The sequence below is a fragment of the Streptomyces sp. NBC_00669 genome (assembly GCF_036226785.1).
Taxonomy (GTDB): Bacteria; Actinomycetota; Actinomycetes; order Streptomycetales; family Streptomycetaceae; genus Actinacidiphila.
In genome coordinates, this window is the sequence record NZ_CP109018.1 from 6,005,015 (window position 1) to 6,024,735 (window position 19,721).

General features: G+C 73.1%; 11 protein-coding genes and 1 pseudogene. 6 read left to right on the top strand and 6 right to left on the bottom strand.

Annotation, left to right across the window (positions count from 1 at the left end; translation table 11 throughout):
- Nucleotides 1–56: 56 nt before the first annotated feature.
- From OG896_RS25410 to OG896_RS25430, 5 genes are all read right to left on the bottom strand, one after another.
- Nucleotides 57–2,018, bottom strand: a complete 1,962-nt coding sequence (locus tag OG896_RS25410; protein ID WP_329369027.1) for a serine/threonine-protein kinase — start codon at nt 2,016–2,018, stop codon at nt 57–59.
- Nucleotides 2,019–2,212: 194 nt separating this feature from the next.
- Nucleotides 2,213–3,202 carry a carbohydrate ABC transporter permease gene (locus OG896_RS25415; RefSeq protein WP_329369030.1) on the bottom strand — a complete coding sequence of 330 codons (990 nt, stop codon included), beginning with the start codon at nt 3,200–3,202 and terminating at the stop codon, nt 2,213–2,215.
- Nucleotides 3,199–4,479, bottom strand: coding sequence for a carbohydrate ABC transporter permease (locus tag OG896_RS25420; RefSeq protein ID WP_329369032.1), 1,281 nt, complete (start codon nt 4,477–4,479; stop codon nt 3,199–3,201). Before OG896_RS25420 ends, OG896_RS25415 begins: the two co-directional genes overlap by 4 nt.
- A gap of 171 nt (nt 4,480–4,650) precedes the next feature.
- Nucleotides 4,651–6,063, bottom strand: coding sequence for an ABC transporter substrate-binding protein (locus OG896_RS25425; protein ID WP_402443266.1), 1,413 nt, complete (start codon nt 6,061–6,063; stop codon nt 4,651–4,653).
- 383 nt (nt 6,064–6,446) lie between these two features.
- Nucleotides 6,447–9,848, bottom strand: a complete 3,402-nt coding sequence (locus OG896_RS25430; protein ID WP_329369035.1) for an FtsK/SpoIIIE domain-containing protein — start codon at nt 9,846–9,848, stop codon at nt 6,447–6,449.
- A gap of 615 nt (nt 9,849–10,463) precedes the next feature.
- Between OG896_RS25430 and OG896_RS25435 the strand changes: the two genes are divergently transcribed.
- From OG896_RS25435 to OG896_RS25450, 4 genes and pseudogenes are all read left to right on the top strand, one after another.
- On the top strand, nt 10,464–12,215 hold the full coding sequence (locus OG896_RS25435; protein ID WP_329369037.1) for a serine/threonine-protein kinase: 1,752 nt from the start codon (nt 10,464–10,466) through the stop codon (nt 12,213–12,215).
- Between the two features lie 397 nt (nt 12,216–12,612).
- Nucleotides 12,613–13,938 (top strand): annotated as a pseudogene (locus OG896_RS25440) (serine/threonine-protein kinase); the annotation flags it as partial.
- 1,110 nt (nt 13,939–15,048) lie between these two features.
- On the top strand, nt 15,049–16,167 hold the full coding sequence (prfB, locus tag OG896_RS25445; protein ID WP_329369039.1) for a peptide chain release factor 2: 1,119 nt from the start codon (nt 15,049–15,051) through the stop codon (nt 16,165–16,167).
- A 253-nt stretch (nt 16,168–16,420) separates the two neighbouring features.
- Complete coding sequence (locus tag OG896_RS25450; RefSeq protein ID WP_329369041.1) at nt 16,421–17,332, top strand: hypothetical protein; 912 nt, start codon at nt 16,421–16,423, stop codon at nt 17,330–17,332.
- A 100-nt stretch (nt 17,333–17,432) separates the two neighbouring features.
- On the opposite strand, the gene OG896_RS25455 is transcribed toward OG896_RS25450, so the two are convergent.
- Nucleotides 17,433–17,624 carry a hypothetical protein gene (locus OG896_RS25455; RefSeq protein ID WP_328464624.1) on the bottom strand — a complete coding sequence of 64 codons (192 nt, stop codon included), beginning with the start codon at nt 17,622–17,624 and terminating at the stop codon, nt 17,433–17,435.
- 389 nt (nt 17,625–18,013) lie between these two features.
- Between OG896_RS25455 and ftsE the strand changes: the two genes are divergently transcribed.
- Together ftsE and ftsX are read left to right on the top strand one after the other, a co-directional pair.
- A complete protein-coding gene (gene ftsE / locus OG896_RS25460; RefSeq protein ID WP_037907191.1) occupies nt 18,014–18,703 on the top strand; it encodes a cell division ATP-binding protein FtsE in 690 nt (229 codons plus the stop codon).
- A gap of 48 nt (nt 18,704–18,751) precedes the next feature.
- Entirely contained in the window at nt 18,752–19,672 is a 921-nt protein-coding gene (gene ftsX, locus OG896_RS25465; RefSeq protein ID WP_328464620.1) for a permease-like cell division protein FtsX, read from the top strand.
- Nucleotides 19,673–19,721: the final 49 nt, after the last annotated feature.

Sequence of the window (19,721 nt, forward strand, 5' to 3'; positions counted from 1 at the left end):
GACCCGCCTCCGCCTCTGACCCGCGCTCGCCCTGCCCCCGCTCCCGCCCCGCGGCCTTACGGGCTCGGCATCTTCCACAAGGTGAGCTTGCCGGTGTAGACGGGCGTCTTGTAGTAGTTCTCGCTCGGGGTGGTGCCGGTGATCAGCCACATGGCGAGGTGGCCGGAGGTGGTCACCGTGCAGAGCCGGTCGCCGGTCCTGATCAGCGGGTCGTCGCCGACCAGGTCGCTCGCCTGGACCTGGCCCGGCAGCGGGTTGGCCTCGGCGGCCTCCCGGCAGGCCACGGGGGACGCGCTCGCGGACTTGCCCGTGGGCGTGTCGAAGGTCAGGTAGTCGTCGCCGTAGTTGAGTTCGACCTGGCTGCTGGACAGGCTGTGCTTCGGGTCGACCAGCGGGGTGTCGAGGTCGACGTCGGGGCCGGGGTCGATGGAGTTGGGCGGGCGGACCGTCAGCGAGCGGTCCGCGAAGATCACCTGGTAGCCGCCGTCGACGGCAGAGCCGCCGCCGGGGGTGGTGGCCGTGTTGGTGGCCGGTGCGGTCGCGGGGCTGCTGGGCGTGCCGGTGGACGGCGAGCCGCCGGAGTGGGTGGCCGGCGCCGAGGTGGCGTGGTCCGGGCCGGCGGAGGAATGGCCGTTGTCGCTGGTGTACCGGGTGATGGCGTAGGTCAGGGTGACCGCGAGGACCAGGGCGAGCGCGCCGCCGCCGATCACCAGCAGCTTGTGGGCACGGCCGCCGGGTGTCGGGACCTGCCGCGTGTCGGGCTCGGGGTCGGTGTTCGGCGGGCCGTAGGCGGCCGGTGGTTGCCCTTCGCCCGGGATGCCCGTACCGGGGGAACCGGGTGCGCCGGCTCCCGGGTGGTTCGGCGGCACGCCCGGGCCCGCTCCGAACCCGGTGGGCGGCGCGAACGGGGGGACCGGGGGCTGCCCGGCTTGGGAGCCGGGCGGTGCGAAGGCCGGCGGGTCCGGCACGGTCGGCCCGGAGACGGGTTCCGGCTGCGGCGGGTTTTTGGCGGCGGCCTCCCGCCGTACGATCTCGGCCGCGACCGGCTGCGGCAGCCAGTCGGTGAAGTCCCGCAGCGAGCGGCCGGCGGCGTGGGCGCACAGTTCGGCCAGTTCGGCGGGGGAGGGCCGCACCGCGGGGTCGGCGGTGAGGCAGCGGGTCAGCACCGGCCGCAGCACGTCGGGGTAACCGGACAGGTCCGGCGGTCGTATGGAGGTGTTGGCGATCTTCGTGGCGAGGGTGATGGCGCCCGCGTCGCCGTAGGGGTGGCGGCCGGTGGCGGCGACGGCGGCGATCAGGCCGAGCGAGAACAGGTCGGCGGCCGGGGTGAGTTCGAGCCCGTTGGCGTGCTCGGGGGACATGTACTGCGGGGTGCCGATGAGACCGCCGCTGCGGGTGAGCTGGGTGGAGTCGGCGGCCCTGGCGATGCCGAAGTCGATCACCCACGGCCCGCCGGCGGCCAGCAGGACGTTGCTGGGCTTGAGGTCGCGGTGGATGATCCCGGCCGCGTGCACGGCGCGCAGCGCCTCCGCGGCGCAGCCGACGAGTTGGAGCACGGTCGGCAGCGGCAGGGCGCCGTACCGGGCCAGCGCCTCGTTGAGCGGCAGCCCCGGCACGAACGTGGTGGCCAGCCATGGCTGGTCGCCGGTGGTGTCGTGGTCGACGACCGGGACCACGTGGTAGCCCTGTACCTGCCGGGCGGCGCGCACCTCCTGCTGGAAGCGGCGGCGGAACTCCTCGTCGCGGGTGTACTCGCGCCGGATCAGCTTCAGCGCGACCGGCTGCCCGCCGCGGGTGTGCGAGAGGTAGACGGTTCCCATGCCGCCCTCGCCGATCCGGGCGACGAGCCGGTAGCCGGCCTGCTCGCGCGGGTCCTGCGGGCCGAGCGGGCGTAACTGGCCGCCCTGGTCCGGGTTTTCCCCGCCGCGCCCGGCCGTACCGCCGCTCGCGCCTGCCCCGCCGTACGCGGGTCCGTTGCCGTACATGTGTCCGTCGTCGTGGCCGGCGATGTCGGGCACCCCCCTTGGATAGTCGAAACGGCCTGATGGTACCGAGGGCGCCCTTCCCGCATCGGCCACGTCGTCAACTCGGGTCAGGTTCGGGGCACTTCGGTGACGTACGAAGCCGCGGGCGGCGAGGAACGGGAGCCGTGCGGGCATGACGGCGCCCGTTCTCCCGCCGGGTGGGCGGGCGAACGGGCGCCGGGTTGGAGCTACTTCACCGCCCCCGCCATCACGCCGGAGACGAACTGCCGCTGGAACGCGAAGAACACGACCAGCGGGACCACCATCGACAGGAAGGCGCCGGGCGCCAGGATGTCGATGTTGTCGCTGAACTGCCGTACCTGTTGCTGGAGGGCGACCGTGATCGGCTGCGAGTCGCTGTTCGCGAAGATCAGCGCGACCAGCATGTCGTTCCACACCCACAGGAACTGGAAGATGCCGAGCGAGGCGATCGCCGGGCCGCCCAGCGGCATGATCACCCGGGCGAACAGCCGGAGTTCGCCGGCGCCGTCCAGCCGGGCCGCCTCCAGCAGCTCGCGCGGGATCTCCGCGAAGAAGTTCCGCAGCAGGAAGATCGCGAACGGCAGTCCGAAGGCGGTGTGGAAGAGCACCACCCCGGAGATGTCGCCGAAGATCCCGATCTTGCCGAAGAGCTTCGCCACCGGGACCAGCGCCACCTGCACCGGCACCACCAGCATCGCCACCACCCCGATGAACCACCAGTCGCGGCCGGGGAACTCCATCCACGCGAAGGCGTAGCCGGCCAGCGACCCGATCACCACGACCAGCAAGGTGGCCGGGACGGTGATCAGCGCGGTGTTCCACAGCGAACTGGTGATCGCGTGGTTGTCCAGCAGGGAACGGTAGTTGGTGACCGTGAGCTGGGTCGGCGAGGTGAAGACCTTCCACCAGCCGGTGGCCGCGATGTCCTGCCGGCTGCGCAGGCTGGACAGCAGCAGCCCGATCGTGGGCATCAGCCAGAACAGCGCCACCACCAGCAGGACCAGCCGGAGCAGCCCGCCACTCGCGGCGCCGGCCAGCCGTGCCCCGATCCCGCGCCGGCCGGCACCCGAAGACGCCGCGCTCGGAGCCGCCGTGCTCGGAGCCGCCGCGCCCGGAGCGCCCGTCACGGCCGCACCCGCACCCGTACCCGTACCCGCTCCCGCGATCGCGCCCTCATCCGTCGCATCCGCGCTCATCGCCGTCCCTCCCTGCGCAGCCGCCGGATGTTGAAGATCATGACGGGCAGCACCAGCAGCAGCAGGATCACGCCGATCGCGCTGCCCACGCCCAGGTCGTTGCCGCCGCCGAAGGACGACAGATAGAGCTGGAGGGCGAGCACGTTGGCGTTGGACTGGGTGTTGCCGGGCGCGATGATGTAGACGAGGTCGAAGATCTTCAGCACGTTGATCATCAGCGTCACCATCACCACCACCAGCACCGGGGCCAGCAGCGGCACGGTGATCCGGCGGAAGACCTGCCACTCGCCGGCGCCGTCCACCCGGGCCTGCTCCAGCAGTTCGCGTGGCACCCCGGCGAGCCCCGCAGCGATCAGCACCATCGCGAAACCGGCCCACATCCACACGTAGGAGCCGATGATCGAGGGGGTGACCAGATCCGGGCCGAGCCAGTTGATGCCGTTGTACTTGCCGGAGAAGTTCGAGGCGGGCAGCCGCAGTTGGGCACCGGCCGCCTTCGCCGGCAGCGCGTAGGTGCCGTCCTTGCCGGACTTGGCCGAGGCGATCACCTTGCCGTCCTTGACCGCCTCCACCTTCACCCCGGACAGCGCCTTCTCGCCCGGGTCGATCACATTGGGCTTGCCGGTGCCGCCGGGCCGGAAGTCCAGCCACACCGTGCCGGTCACCGAACCCGGCTTCGCCGGAGCCGGCTTGGCCTGCTTCGCGTTGGACGGCAGCTCGGTCGGCGGGATACCGACCAGCGGCAGGTCCGCCGACGTGCCGATGCTCGCGGTCGACGTGGAGGTGAACGACCCGCCGGCGGTCGGCTTCAGGTCGCTGTCCGGCCGCGGACGCGCCCCCGGGTAGGCGGAGTTGCTGGTGAACGTGTCGTGCACGGCCACCACCACGGCGTTCGCCACACCACGCGAGGGGTCCTGCTCGTACACCAGCCGGAAGATGATGCCCGCGGCCAGCATCGAGATGGCCATCGGCATGAAGATGATCAGCTTGAAGGCGGTTCCCCAGCGGACCCGTTCGGTGAGCACCGCGAAGACCAGGCCGAGCGCGGTCGCCACGGTGGGCGCCACCACCACCCAGATCGCGTTGTTGCGGACCGCGGTGAGGATGCCGTGGTCGGTGAAGACCGTGCCGAAGTTCTTCAGCCCGACGAACGAGTCGCCGTTGGCGTTGAAGAGGCTGCGGTAGACGGTGTAGCCGATCGGATACGCCACCAGCGCGCCCAGCAGGACCAGCGCGGGCAGCAGGAAGAGCGCGGCGATCCACGGGCGGGTGCCCATGACACTGCGGCGCTTGCCGGGGCGCCGGCCGGAGCCGGGCCCCTCGACGGAGTCCGTGGCGGACCCCCCGACGGGACCCGGACCAGCCGGAACGGGGACGGCACCGGAGATGCCGCCACCCGCTCCGACCGGACCGCCCGCCCCTGGAACAGAGGCGTCAGTCATCCGACCTCAGCTCCCGTACGCCTTGGCCGCGTCGGACTCCAACTTGGCCTGCACGCCGGCCACATCGGACGGCTTGGCGAGGAAGACCTGGAGGTCCTTCCACTCTCCCTGGCCCTTGGTGCCGCCGAAGGCCGCCGGCGCCTGGTCCGACATGTCGAACCGGAAGTCGTCACCGGAGCCGATCAGCGCCTGGGCGATGGTGCGTTCGGTCGCGTCCGGGTACGCCGAGAACGGCAGCGCCTTGTTCGGCGAGAGGTAACCGCCGCTGGACGCCCAGATCTTGGCCGCGTCGGTGGACGCCACATACGTGAGCAGCGCCTGCGCGCCGGCGTTGTCCTTCAGCGCCACACCGACGTCGCCGCCGCTGACCACCGGCGCCTTGCCGTTGCCGACCGCCGGGAACGGAAACACCTTCGCGTCCGTGCCGACCTTCGCCTTGGTGTTGGCGGAGATGAACGACGCGACGAAGTCGGCCTCGTAGACCATGGCGGCCTTCGGCGGGTTGCCGCTGAACACCTGGGTGACCGACTTCGGGAAGTCGTTGGCGAGCGCGGTGGACGTGCCACCGGCGACCAGGTCCTTGTTCCCGAAGAGCTGGGCGAGCGTGGTCAGCGCGGTCTTCACCGACGGGTCGGTCCACTTGATCTTGTGCGCGGTGAGCGCGTCGTACTTCGCCGGACCGGCCTGCGAGAGGTAGATGTTCTCGAACCAGTCGGTGAGGGTCCAGCCGTCCGCGCCGCCGATCGACACCGCCGGGGTGCCGGACTCGTAGACGGTCTCGGCGGTCTTCAGGAAGTCCGCCCAGGTCTTCGGCACGGTCGCGCCCGCGTTGCTGAAGGCGCTGGAGTTGTACCAGATCAGCGACTTGTTGGCGACCTTGGCGTAGACGCCGTACTGCTTGCCCTTCCAAGCGCCCAGGTCCTGCCAGCCCTTGGAGTAGTTCTTGCTCAACTGCGCCTGCGCGCCCGGGCCGAGCGGTTTGAGCCAGCCCTTGTCGGCGAACTGGTGCAGCACGCCCGGCTGGGCGAGGAACGCGACGTCCGGCGGCTGCCCGCCCTCGATCTTCGTGCCGAGGAAGGTCGACTGGCTGTCACCGGTCGGTACGAAGGTGGACTTCGCGCCGGTGAGCTTGTCGAACTGGTCCAGGACCTTCTGGAACGCCTTCTGTTCGGGGCCGGTCCACACGGCCGCGACTTCGAGCTTCTGGCCGTGCAGGTCGGGCAGTTTCAGTTCGCTTCCGTCGCTCCCGCTCCCCGTGGAGGACGCCGACGACGTGTTCTTGGCATCGTCCTTCTTGCCGCTGCCCCCGCCGCACGCCGCGGTGGTGAGCGCAAGCGCCGACACCGCCACCGCGGCGAGCGCTATGCGCGTAGTGCTCCGTCGTGCGTGCTTGGTGTGTGTGCGCTTTAAGGTACGCATGTCGTCATCCCCTCAGTCCCGTGGCGACTGTCCTACGCCCGTCGCGACAGCGCTCGCAAGGTCTTACGCGGGCTTGCGGGGGTCATTGTGACTATGCCGTGATCTTGGATCAAACCCTTCGGGGGCAGGTACGGACGGACCGTCAGGTCCGGGCGGAAAGCCGTGCGGAACCCCTCGGTGAACGTGCTGGCGCGGGCCTCGGCGAACGCCGGAACGGGGCCCCTGGCAAGGGATTTGGCCGGAGTTGCCGCGCCGCGCCCGGCCGCGCCGTGTCCGCGCCGCGCCGTGCCGTGTCCGATCCGCACGGCGCCGTGTCCGCGCCGCGCCCCTGCGGCGCTGCCTTCCGCGCCGCGCCGCCTTCCGGGCCCGGCTGCTTCCCCGCCCTAGATCCGCGGCTGGATCAGCGCGGCCGGCGCGGTGGCGGCGGCCGCCTGGCGCGCGCCGCGCGGCGCGGGCTCCTCCGGCGGCGTCTCGGCGGCGCGTTGCAGCGCGCTGGCCAGCAGCGCCAAGTCGGTCGGCCCGTTGCCGAGTTCGCGGACCTGGCGGCGCGCCGGCGGGTCACCCATCCGCTCCCACTCCAGCGGCACGACGGTCGGCCGCAGCGTCGCGGTACGCGGGATGCGCGCGCTGACCCGGGCGGCCTGGAACGGCGTCACCGCGCCGCCGGGGCGCCGTAGATAGCCGCGCCCGGGCACGGCGTCGTCCAGCCCCGCCGGGTCCTCGACGTGCACCAGCAGGGCCGCCGACTCCGGGTCCGCGGTCCGCAGCGCTATCCGCAGCCGGGCCCGTTCGTCGGTGTCGGTGCCCGCGGTGCGTTCGGGGCGGCCGGTCGCGGCGAAGAGGTGCACGCCGAGCCGTTCGCCATCCCGCGCCACCGCTTCCAGCGCCCGTACCACGCTGCCCGCGGACGGCCGTCCGGGACTGCCGAGGCCCGGCGCCACGAGCGCGTCGAAGTCGTCCACGACGACCACCAGGCGCGGGAGTACGGGCACGGGCCGCGCGGCCGCACCCGGCCCGGAGCCGACCGAAGCGGAACCGGTGGAGCCGGCGGAACCAGGAGAACGGGCCGAACCCGCGGCACCGGCCGAACTCGGGGCGCCGGCCGAACTCGCGGCACCGGCGGAACCGGCGGCCGAACCCCCCGCACCCGTCGCGGAGTCGGCAGAGCCCTGACCTCCCCTGCGCCCGCCCTGATGCGGCACCATCCCCGTCATCGCGCCCCTGCTGTGCCACGCCGCGAAGTCCTCGCCGCCGAGCACCTCGGCCCGCCGCTTCAGCTCCGCGCTCAGCGCCTGCGCGAACTCCCGCATCCGCACCGGGTCCGTGGCCACCAGATGCGTGGAGACGTGCGGCAGGTCGGCGCAGGAGGCCAACCCCTCACCGCGCTCCGCCCCGGCCCCGTCCACCAGCACCAACGCCAGCCGCTCCGGCCGGTCCGCCGCCGCCAGCGCGGCCACCAGCGAACGCAGCAGCTCCGTCTTCCCCGCGCCGGGCGCGCCCCCGACGATCGCGTGCGGCCCCTCGGCCACCAGGTCGACGGCCACCCGGCCGCCCGCCCCCACCCCGATCACCGCGGCCGCACCTCCGGCCGTCCCGGGCGCCTCGCCCCACCGCGCCGCGATCCGGGCGGGCGTCGCGATCGCGAGGTCGAGCTCGTCCAGCAGCCGAACGGTGGTCGGCAGCACATGCCGTGACGGTACGTCCACCGATCCGGCGTCGGCCTCCCGCAGCGGTGCGAGCGCCCGCGCGAAGTGCTCGGCCCACACCGCGGACACCGCGTCCAGCACTATCGTGCCGTCCACCGGCGCCGCCGGGTACGTGCCCGCACCCGCCCCCGCGCCGTACGTCCCCGGGGCCGCCTCCAACCGCAGCGTGGTCGCCACGTCGCCCGACACGTGGGCCACCACGCCGCCCTGGACGGCGGGGCGTTCACCGGTCTCGGCGAGGCACAGCACATGGATGCCGGCCGACGGTCCGGCCGTCGATATGCGGGTCAGGGCGTCGCGCAGGGCCGCGGAACCTGGGTCGCCGTCGAGGACGAGAAGCGTGTACGGGCCGTCGTGGCGGGCCGCGGCGGCGGTGACGGCGGACTCCGGCGCGGTCGCCCACCCGGGCCCGAGCGGTCCGGACTCCAGCCGCCGGACCAGCTCGGAGGTGCGGGCCTCGGCCTGGTCGCGGTCGAAGGCGAGCAGCAGCCGGCAGTCCTGGCCGTGCGCGGGCCGCAGGTGCGGCAGCCAGTTCAGCCAGGACCACTCCTCGGTGCGCTCGTCCGCGCCCCGGGTACGGTCCGCGCTGACCAGCACCACCTCCAGCACGGCGGGGGAGTGCAGCGCGCACAACTGCGCGAGCACCGCCCTGGCCAGCCCGGCCAGCCGCGGCCGGGGACCGGCCAGGGTCAGCGCCGAAGTGGCGGGGGCCCGCAGGTCCACGGTGTACGGGGCGCCGCGCAGCAGCCCGGTGCCGTCCGGCGCCGGCAGGTCGGCGGTGCCGAGGCGTACGGTCAGCGCGTCCGGGTGGGTGGGGGCGCGCTCCCACAGCCGGCGGCCCGGGCCGAGTGCTGTCAGCAGGACCGCCGCCGGGTCGGGCCAGCGCTCGCGCAGTGCCTCCGCGGCGGCGGGGTCGTCCGCGGCCGTCTCGGGCCCGGCGTCGTCGGGCGCCTGGCGACCGCCGGCCAGCCGCCTGGCCCACGCTCCTATGGCGCCGACGACCCCGGCGCGCGGCGGCTCGTCGAGGTCGCGGCGGTTCCGCTCGCCGGTGGCGCGCCGGGAGCTGTCCACGGCGGGTGGCTCGGCGGGTGGCCACGCCGCGCCCCCGAGAGTCTCCGGGCCGCGGTCGTGGCCGCTGTGGTCGCTGTGGTCGCTGTGACCGCCAGCGCCGCCGTCACCGGCGAAGCCGCCGTAGCCCCCGTGGCCGTCGGCGCCGCCGGGAACGGCGTCACCGTCCGGCGCCCCCCGGCCGGCACCGGTCGGAGCACCGTGCGGATCGTCGCCGCGGACTTCTTCGTACGGCCCCGGTCCTGCGGTCGGACGTCCGGCGCGGGCCGAACCCCTGGTCCCCGGCTCCGCGCCGCTCTCCGGCCCGCCGTCCCCGCCGCGCGGCGCCACCCGCAGGTGCCCCTCGCTGTCCACGGCGGTCGAAAGCGGCGGGGGAGCGGCCGGGCGGGCCCGGGTGAGGCGGAGCGTGGACTCGCCGATCCGCAGCAGTTCGCCGGGCGGGAACGGCAGCGGGTGGGTGCCGACCGGGCGGCCGGACAGCGTGGTGCCGTTGGTCGAGCCGAGGTCGGCGACGGTGACCGTGCCGTCGGCGCCGACCGCGATCTCGCAGTGCAGCCGTGACACGTCGGGGTCGTCGAGCGGCACGTCCGCGTCGGCGGAGCGGCCGACACCTGCCTGCCCGCCCTGGAGCAAGTGCACGCCGCCCGCGTCGGGACCGCCCACCACATGCAGCGTGGCGAGGTCGGCGGGCGGCCTGCCGTACTGCCCGAAGCGGCCGTACTGGCCGTGGTCGCCTTGTTGCTCGGCAGGGGCGTGCAGGGAGATCAGCGCGCCGTCCACGAGGGGCGGGACGCCGAGGACCGCGGTGGGGGCGAGCCGGCCGGTGCCCGCGTACAGCACCACGGAGCTGCCCGAGGAGCGGCCGCCGGGCTGGGCCGAGCCGGCCGCCGAGGCCAGGGCGCCCGCGACGGTGCTCAGCGCGGTGCCCGCGGGAGCGGTGACGAGCACGTCACAGCCGCGGGCTGCCCGGCCGCTGCCGCGCGGCCCGAGGACGGTCAGCCGGATCTGCATCTCGTCCGCGGTCCCTTCTCCCCGTGGCCCGGGTACGCGCAGGGAAGATGCTCCCCGCCCGCGCCCGCACCTCGACGTACACCTACGCGGTCACGCGCGCAGTGGCTCGACGGACGCGCGTACGCGGTGACTTGACCCCTGCATCCTCCCACCCCTCGGTGACAGTTCGCCCCCGCCCCGACGATCTTGGCTCCCCGGGGGTGCGGTTGGTGCGGCCGGGGGCCGCAGGCCCTGCCCCCTGCGGTGGGTGGGCCGGACCATCGGCCGGTGGGTGGCTGGTCGCGCAGTTCCCCGCGCCCCTGGGGGGGTGAGCGTTTTCCGCGATGGTGAGCCACAGCGGGGGGCTCGGGGTACGGCGCGGCTTGCTGTGGCGTGCTGGGGCCGCAGGCCCTGCCCCCTGCGGTGGGTGCGCCGGACCATCGGCCGGTGAGTGGCTGGTCGCGCAGTTCCCCGCGCCCCTAAGGGGTGAGCGTTTTCCGCGGTGGTGAGCCACAGCGGGGGGCGCAACCGTTGGGGCGCGGCGCAGCGTCTACCTGGGAATCCGGCACCCGGCGGCGGCAGGCTCTACGCTGGGCCGGACCGGGAAAGACCATCACGCAGCAGGGAGCGCATGACGTGCGGCCGGTAGGCAGCAAATACCTTCTGGAGGAACCGCTCGGACGCGGCGCCACCGGGACCGTCTGGCGTGCCCGCGTGCGCGAGGACGAGGGCACCCTGGTCGCGGTCAAGGTGCTCAAGGAGGAACTGGCCGGCGACCCGGACGTGGTGATGCGCTTCCTGCGCGAGCGCTCCGCCCTGCTGCGGCTGCGGCACCCGCACATCGTCCGGGTCCGCGACCTCGTGGTCGAGGGCGACCTGCTCGCACTGGTCATGGACCTGATCGACGGCCCCGACCTGCACCGCTACCTGCGGGAGAACGGCCCGTTCAGCCCGATCGGCACCGCCCTGCTGACCGCCACCGTCGCGGACGCGCTCGCCGCCAGCCACGCCGACGGCATCGTGCACCGCGACCTCAAGCCCGCCAACGTGCTGCTCGCCACCACCACCGGCGAGGACGGCGCCGAGCGGATGCACCCGATGCTGACCGACTTCGGCATCGCCCGGCTGGCCGACTCCCCGGGGGTGACCCGCACCCAGGAGTTCGTGGGCACCCCGGCCTACGTCGCCCCGGAGTCCGCGCAGGGCCGCCCGCAGACCTCGGCGGTCGACGTGTACGGCGCCGGCGTACTGATGTACGAGCTGGTCACCGGGCGTGCGCCCTTCCGCGGCGACTCCGCGCTGGAGGTGCTGCACGCCCACATGACCGACCAGGCCGAGCGCCCCGGCAACGTGCCGGAGCCGCTGTGGACCGTGATCGAGCGCTGCCTGCGCAAGAACCCCAACCAGCGGCCCAGCGCGGAGAACCTGGCGCGGGCGCTGCGGGTGGTCGCCGCGGGCGTGGGGGTGCACGCCAGCCCGGCGCAGGCCGAGGCGGCACTCGGCGTAGGCGCGCTGCTCGGCCCCGAGGCCGACCCGGCGCTGGTGCCGGGCACCGGTGACCCCGGGGCCGCCGGAGCCTTCGGCGACGCCGAACCCACCCAGGTGCTGCCGGCCGGCAGCTCGGCGTACGACCCGAACGCGACGACCGGAGTGCTCGACTCGGACCGCTACCGCGGGGCCGTGGACGCCGCCGATGCCGCGAACGCCGCTGACGCCGCGGGTGCGGCCGGCGCCGCCGACGGCACCCGTGTCCTGCCCGCCTCCGAGGCGCAGGGCCCGCCGCAGGCCCAGGGCCCGCACCCGTGGGAGTCCCAGCTCAGCGCCGCCCGCCACCGCAACGAGCAGACCGAGGTCCGCCAGGTCCCGCCGGAGATGGACCCGCTCTACCGCCGCCCGGTGCGCAGGGCGCAGCAGCAGCCCCCGCAGCAGTCGCAACCCCCGCAGCAGTACGGCGCCCGGCCGTACCCCCAGCAGGGCAACCCGGGACAGGCCGGTCCGTACGGCTACCCGCAGCAGCAGCCCCAGCAGCAGCGGCCCCAGCCTCAGCAGCAGCGCTACCAGCCGCCGCCGCAGAACTACGAGCCCCAGCGGTACGAACCGCAGCGCCCGCCCGCGCCCGCGGCGCCCGCGCGGGGGCACGAGCCGCGCGAGCCGCGGCGCAGCGCGAACCCGATGAAGATCCCGGGCCTGGGCTGCCTGAAGGGCTGCCTGATGGTGATCCTCGTGCTCGTGGTCATCTTCGTCGTGGTCTGGTACACCACGCCGCTGCCCGACTGGGTGAACAGCACCCGCAACCTGTGGGACGCGACGTCGAGTTGGGTCAACACCGCGTGGGACAAGATCTCCGCGATCACCGGCGACTCCGGTGGCGGCTCCGGCAGCAACTGACCCTGACCGTTCCGGAAGCCCGCCGCACCCCGTCGCGCCGCACCCCGTCGCGCCGCAGCCCGTCGCGCCGCACCCGTCCCGGCTCGGCTCGGCCTGACCCGGCCTCACCCTGCCCGTCCCGGCCCGGCCTTGCCCGTCCCGAGGATGCCCCGCCGCGCCCTCGGGACGGCCCGCATCCACCCGATTCGCCTCCTGGGTTGGGGATTTGTCGACTTCCAGAGGGTGATTTCTCCGGCAGAACGCCTCCTCACCGGCCGGGGGCGTCCCGAACAGCCGTCGAGCCGCGTAGCTTTGTCGCCAACACGAGCCATCACGCGGTGCCCCACGGCGTCCCGGTCCCACCCGACGCCCCCGACACTCGGCAACGCGGCGGACCGTCGGAGGAGTCGGAGCAGCCTTGGCCAGGAAGATCGGCAGCCGGTACACCGCCCACCAGGTGCTGGGGCGCGGTTCGGCGGGCACCGTGTGGCTCGGCGAGGGACCCGAAGGCCCGGTCGCCATCAAGCTGCTGCGCGAGGACCTCGCCTCCGACCAGGACCTGGTGGGCCGGTTCGTGCAGGAGCGCACCGCGCTGCTGTCGCTGGACGACCCGCACATCGTCGGCATCCGCGACCTCGTGGTCGACGGCACCGACCTCGCCCTGGTGATGGAGCTGGTGCGCGGCACCGATCTGCGCTCCCGGCTGGAGCGCGAGCGCCGCCTGCTGCCCGAGGCGGCCGTCGCGATCGCCTCCGACGTCGCCGACGGCCTGGCCGCCGCCCACGCGGGCGGTGTCGTGCACCGGGACGTCAAGCCCGAGAACGTGCTGCTCGACTCGGCCGCGGTCCCCGGCCCCGGCGGCGCGCCGCCCGCGCTGCTCACCGACTTCGGCATCGCCCGCCTCGTGGACACCCCGCGCCGCACCCGCGCGACCCGGATCATCGGCACCCCCGACTACCTCGCCCCCGAGATCATCGAGGGCCTGCCGCCGCGCGCGTCCGTCGACATCTACGCCCTGGCCACCGTGCTCTACGAACTGCTGGCCGGCTTCACGCCGTTCGGCGGCGGCCACCCCGGCGCCGTACTGCGCCGGCACGTCACCGAGACCGTGCAGCCGCTGCCCGGAGTGCCCGAGGAGCTGTGGCAGATCCTCGCGCAGTGCCTGGCCAAGGCGCCCGCGTCCCGGCTGAAGGCGAGCGAACTGGGCGCGCGGCTGCGGGAGTTGCTGCCGGACCTGGCCGGGCTGCCGGCGCTGGACGTGGCCGCGCCCGGAGCGGAGGGCGAGCCGGAGCGGGCCGGCGGGGTGTACGACGACGCGGACGAGCCGGTGGGCGGCGCCGGCTTCGGCGCCGACCCCGACCAGGGCCTGGGCCGGCCCGGCGACGACCCCGGGGGCCGCCCGGCGCGGGACCGCAGGCGCGGCGCCGTGCCGCTGGTGCGCGGGGCCGCCCCGGACTCCAGCCGCGACACCCACACCAGCATCAAGCTGCCGACCGCCGAGGAACTGGCGGGCTTCGGAGCCGAGGCCGCACGCTCCGGGCGCCCGGGCCGGGCCGGCCAGGCCGACGGCGCGGGCGCCGCGACGGGTCCGGCCGGCAGCGCGGGAGGCGGCGGCGGGAGCGGCGCGGGACGCGGTCGCGCCTCCGCGGCCGACCGCCCGGCCAGCCCCCGGCACCGCTCGGTCTCCGACGCCGTACGCCAGCGGCGGATCAAGCTCGCGGCAGCAGCCGCGGCCGCGCTCGCCGTCGCCGGGCTCGGCGGCTGGGGCATCGCCTCGGCCGGCTCCCCCGACCACGGCGGCCACCCGGGCCCAGGCGGCACATCCCGCGACGACAAGGGCCCCTCGACCGACTCAGGCTCCGGCTCCGACACGGCCCACGGCGCCAACGCCGGCCACGGCACCCCGGCCGCCCCCACCGGGGGCGCCGACTCCCCGCAGGGCCGCACCGGCGCCCCGGTCGACCTGCCGAAGTGGTCCGCCTTCCGCGACGCGCCCGCCGCCGGGGTGCGGCTCACCGGCGGCCCGCGCACGCTCGTCGTCGGCGGCGACACGTACGTCTTCGCCCGCGGCACCGACAAGAACGTCTGGTACGTGGTCCGGGACGGCTCGGGCTACGGCGCCTGGCACAGGCTCACCGGTATAAGCGTCGACGCCGACCCGGCCGTGGTGTCCGCCGGGCCCGGGTCGATCGACCTGTTCGCCCTCGGCACCGACGGCCTGCTCTACCGCCGGACCCTGACCGGCGGCTACTGGAAGCCCTGGCTCCAGGTCGACGAGCGCACCCACTTCGACGCGGCGCCCGCGGCCGCCTCCTCCGCGCCCGGCCGGATCGACCTGGTCGGGCGGGTCGGCGGCGACCTCGTCACCGCCTCCCTGGTCGACGGCCGCTGGAACGCCTGGGCGCTGGTCCCGACGGCCGGCCGGATCACGTACGCGCCCGCGCTGGTCTCCTCCGCCCGCGGCACCCTGGACGCGTTCGTCGTACGCAAGGCGGACGGCGCGGTGCTCCGGCTGTCGTTCTCCGACGGCGCGTGGCGGCCCGCCAAGGTGCTCGCCCACCTCACGGGCGACGTGCGCCCGGACGCGCTGGCCACCGGCGGCCACCTCTACGTGTTCGCCGCCGCCGCCATGATCGACGCGGCGAACGCCGCGAGCGCGAGCGGCGCCGAGCCGGCCGGTGATCTGCTGCTGCCGCACGGCGCCTCCGGACCGATCGGCGCGAGCGCCTCCGCCCACACGCTCGACCTCTACGTGGTGACCGCCCAGGGCCGGCTGTCCCGCGCGACGGCCGCCGCATGACCGCCCCGCGACCGAAAACCGCCCATCACCCGACCAGCCGGTAGGCTGGACCCCGTGGCGATCGTCGACGTTTCCGAAGAACTGAAGTCTCTCTCCTCCACCATGGGGTCGATCGAGGCCGTGCTCGACCTCGACCGGATGCGGGGGGACATCGCCGCGCTCGAGGAGCAGGCCGCGGTGCCCTCGCTCTGGGACGACCCGGAGAACGCGCAGAAGGTCACCAGCCGGCTCTCGCACCTCCAGGCGGAGCTGCGCAAGGTCGAGACGTTGCGCGGCCGGATCGACGACCTCGCGGTGCTCTTCGAACTCGCCGAGGCCGAGGACGACGCCGACACCCGCACCGAGGCCGAGTCCGAGATGGAGCAGGTCCGCAAGGCGCTGGACGAGATGGAGGTCCGCACCCTGCTCTCCGGCGAGTACGACGCCCGTGAGGCGCTGGTCAACATCCGCGCCGAGGCCGGCGGTGTCGACGCGGCCGACTTCGCCGAGCAGCTCCAGCGGATGTACCTGCGCTGGGCCGAGCGGCACGGCTACCCCACCGAGGTCTACGAGACGTCGTACGCGGAGGAGGCCGGCATCAAGTCGACCACCTTCACCGTCAAGGTCCCGTACGCCTACGGCACCCTCTCCGTCGAGCAGGGCACCCACCGCATGGTCCGCATCTCGCCCTTCGACAACCAGGGCCGCCGGCAGACCTCCTTCGCCGGCGTCGAGGTGCTGCCCGTCGTCGAGCAGTCCGACCACGTCGAGATCGACGAGTCCGAACTGCGCGTCGACGTCTACCGCGCGTCCGGCCCCGGCGGCCAGGGCGTCAACACCACGGACTCCGCGGTCCGCATCACCCACCTGCCGACCGGCATCGTGGTCTCCTGCCAGAACGAGCGCTCGCAGATCCAGAACAAGGCGAGCGCGATGAACGTCCTCCAGGCCAAGCTGCTCGAACGCCGCCGCCAGGAGGAGCAGGCCCTGATGGACTCGCTCGGCAAGAGCGACGGCGGCAACTCCTGGGGCAACCAGATGCGTTCGTACGTCCTGCACCCGTACCAGATGGTGAAGGACCTGCGCACCGAGCACGAGGTCGGCAACCCGCAGGGCGTTCTCGACGGCGACATCGACGGGTTCATCGAGGCGGGCATCCGCTGGCGCAAGTCCCGCGAGAAGGCCGACGCGTAACGGCTTGCGGGCAACGGCAGTTGCGTCTCCCGTGTCACAGTGCTGTACGGAACTGACGGGCACAGGCGGGCAATTCGCCCAAGGTGTGCGTAACGACCTTGACGGTGCTGGGCAAAGTCGCAAGGGTGTTGCGCGGCATGCGCATGTTTATGAGGTGTGAGCGTTTGGGGGCGGGCGCATCCGGGCCCCAGTGGCACCGCACTCCGCATGGCTGCGCATCCCTAAGCAGACATCTGATGGGGGTACTTGAGACATGACCAAGCGCAACACACGGCTGCGCGTCACTCGCATAGCCGCAGCGGCCGTGATCGCGGCCGGCGCCTCCCTGACGGCCGTGGGCGCGGCCCAGGCGGCCTCCCAGCCCAGCAGCACCCCGAGCGTGAAGCCGGCCAGCTCGCTGGATCTCATCGGTGGCATCACCAGCGGTGTGACCAACGGTGGCATCACCAGTGGGGTGACCAACGGTGGCACCACCGGTGGTGACACGACCACTTCGGGTGGCGACACCACGTCCGGCGGCGACACCACCTCGGGTGGGGACACCACGTCGGGCGGCGACACCACGTCGGGTGGGGACACCACCTCGGGCGGCGACACGACCACGATCGGGGGTGACACCACCTCGGGCGGGGACACCACGTCCGGTGGCGACACCACCTCCGGTGGGGACACCACGTCGGGTGGCGACACGACCACGTCCGGTGGTGACACGACCACTTCGGGTGGCGACACCACGTCCGGTGGGGACACCACGTCGGGTGGGGACACCACGACCGGCGGCGACACCACCACCTCGGGCGGCAACACCGGTGGCAACACCGGCGGTACCGGCTCGACCGGTGGCGGCAACTCCGGTGGCTCCTCCAGCACCGGGGGCAGCTCCAGCAGCGGCGGTTCGTCCACCTCCGGCGGTGGCTCGTCCACCTCGGGCGGCAACGACAACACCTGCACCCTGACCGGCGACAGCGTCGACTGCGGCAACAACGCCAGCACCGACAACCAGCAGGTCCAGCAGGGCAAGACCACCTCGCAGCTCGCCGAGACCGGCTCCAGCGGCACCACCTTCATGATCATCGGTGCCGCGACCCTGATCGCGGGCGGTGTCGGCTTCCGGCTGACCCCGCGCCTGATCAACCGCGGCGGCGGCGACGGCGCCGCGGCCTGACGGTCGCAGCAGCACGAACAGGCGGGCCCGGGGCGCTCAGCGCCCCGGGCCCGCCGGTGTCTGTCTGTCCGTATCGGTGTGCCCGCTGTGCGGGCGCGTGTCACGCGGTGGCGTGCTCCACGACGATCACCACTGCCAGAAGCGCCACCAGGAGTGCTATCAAGGTGGCGGGGGATATCGTCGACCAGCCGCCCTGCTGTTCCATGCGCGCGCGGTTCGCGCGGCAGACCGGACAGCGGCCCTCGCTCACGGGGCCGGCGCAGTTGGCACACACCAGTCGGTCGAACGTCATCGCGCTCTCCTTTTCCGTCCGGTGAACGCCCCCGGTCATGAAATCGTTCCCTGGGCTCGACGCGTCTACTCCGTGCCCGCCCCGTGGCTTCCATTTGTGCCGCGGTGTCCTGACAACGTGCACACTCTCTACTGTGCCAGGTTCCGCCCGGAAGGGCGCCCCGAGGGCGTCATCGCGGGCCCGGAAACGGCGGCCCGCGGAAGGGTCGCGCGGCGGCGGGATCGCGGTGCGGAAGGGGGCGATGACGGGTTTGTCCGAGTGTGCCCTGTGGTCCGGGCCACCAACCGCTCACCGCGACTGCGCGCGCCTCGCCGGGTCGCGTAGTGTCGCCCCCACATCCCCTATCCGGCCCTACCCCAAACCCCGATCCCGCAACCCCTGGTGCCAACGTGATCCGTTTCGACAGCGTCACCAAGACCTACCCCAAGCAGAACCGTCCCGCACTTCGGGATGTCTCGCTGGAGATCGAGAAAGGGGAGTTCGTCTTCCTGGTGGGCTCGTCGGGCTCAGGGAAGTCGACCTTCCTGCGACTCATCCTCCGCGAAGAGCGCACGGACACCGGCATGGTGCACGTCCTGGGCAAGGACCTCAACCGGCTGTCGAACTGGAAGGTTCCGCAGATGCGGCGCCAACTCGGCACCGTCTTCCAGGACTTCCGGCTGCTGCCGAACAAGACCGTGGCCGAGAACGTGGCGTTCGCGCTCGAAGTGATCGGCAAGCCGCGCGGCACCATCCGCAAGACCGTGCCCGAAGTGCTCGACCTGGTGGGTCTGGCCGGCAAGGACGACCGGATGCCCGGCGAGCTGTCCGGCGGTGAGCAGCAGCGGGTGGCGATCGCCCGCGCCTTCGTCAACCGCCCGATGCTGCTGATCGCCGACGAGCCGACCGGAAACCTCGACCCGCAGACGTCGGTGGGCATCATGCGCCTGCTGGACCGGATCAACCGGACCGGCACCACCGTGGTGATGGCCACCCACGACCAGAACATCGTCGACCAGATGCGCAAGCGCGTCATCGAACTCGAGAAGGGGCGACTGGTCCGCGACCAGTCGCGCGGTGTGTACGGCTACCAGCACTGACTGGGCCGGCCCGCTCGCACCAACCCTCCGGAAGGAACCCCGACCCCCATGCGTGTCCAGTTCGTTCTGTCGGAGATCGGCGTCGGTCTCCGCCGGAACCTCACGATGACCCTTGCCGTCGTCATCTCCGTGGCGCTCTCCCTCGCCCTCACCGGCGGTGCCCTGCTCGTGAACAAGCAGGTCGACGCGATGAAGGGCTACTGGTACGACAAGGTCGAGGTCAGCGTCTACCTCTGCAACAAGAACGACGCGGCCACCACGCCCAACTGCGCCGCCGGTCCGGTGACCGACGACCAGAAGGCCCAGATCCTCGCCGACCTGAAGAAGCTGCCGGTCGTCAAGAAGATCTACTACGAGACGGCCGAGGGCGCGTACAAGCACTACAAGGAGCAGTTCAAGTCCAACAAGCAGCTCGCCGACTCCATCACGCCGGACCAGATGGAACAGAGCTACCAGGTCAAGCTGAAGGACCCGACGAAGTTCGAGGTGGTGGCGAGCGCCTTCAACGGGCGCAAGGGCGTGCAGTCGGTGGAGGACCAGCGCAAGGTGCTGCAGAACCTCTTCGACCTGCTCAACGGCATGACCCGGGTCGCGTACGTGGTGCTGGCGTTCATGCTCACCGTGGCGATGCTGCTGATCATCAACACCGTACGGGTGTCCGCGTTCTCCCGGCGCCGGGAGACCGGGATCATGCGGCTGGTGGGCGCGTCGAGCTTCTACATCCAGATGCCGTTCATCATGGAGGCCGCCTTCGCGGGGCTGGTCGGCGCGGGACTCGCGTGCGTGATGCTGCTCGGCGGACGGTACTTCCTGATCGACGCCGGCCTCAGACTCCAGGACAAGATCCCCTTGGTGTCCTTCCTCGGCTGGGGGCCGGTGGTGCAGGTGCTCCCGCTGGTGCTGCTGATCGGCGTGGTGATGCCGGCGTTCGCGGCGTTCATCGCACTGCGTCGCTATCTGAAGGTCTGAGCAACTGAGGGGCTGACGCTCCGGGCGGCCGACGTCCGGAGGTTCGTAC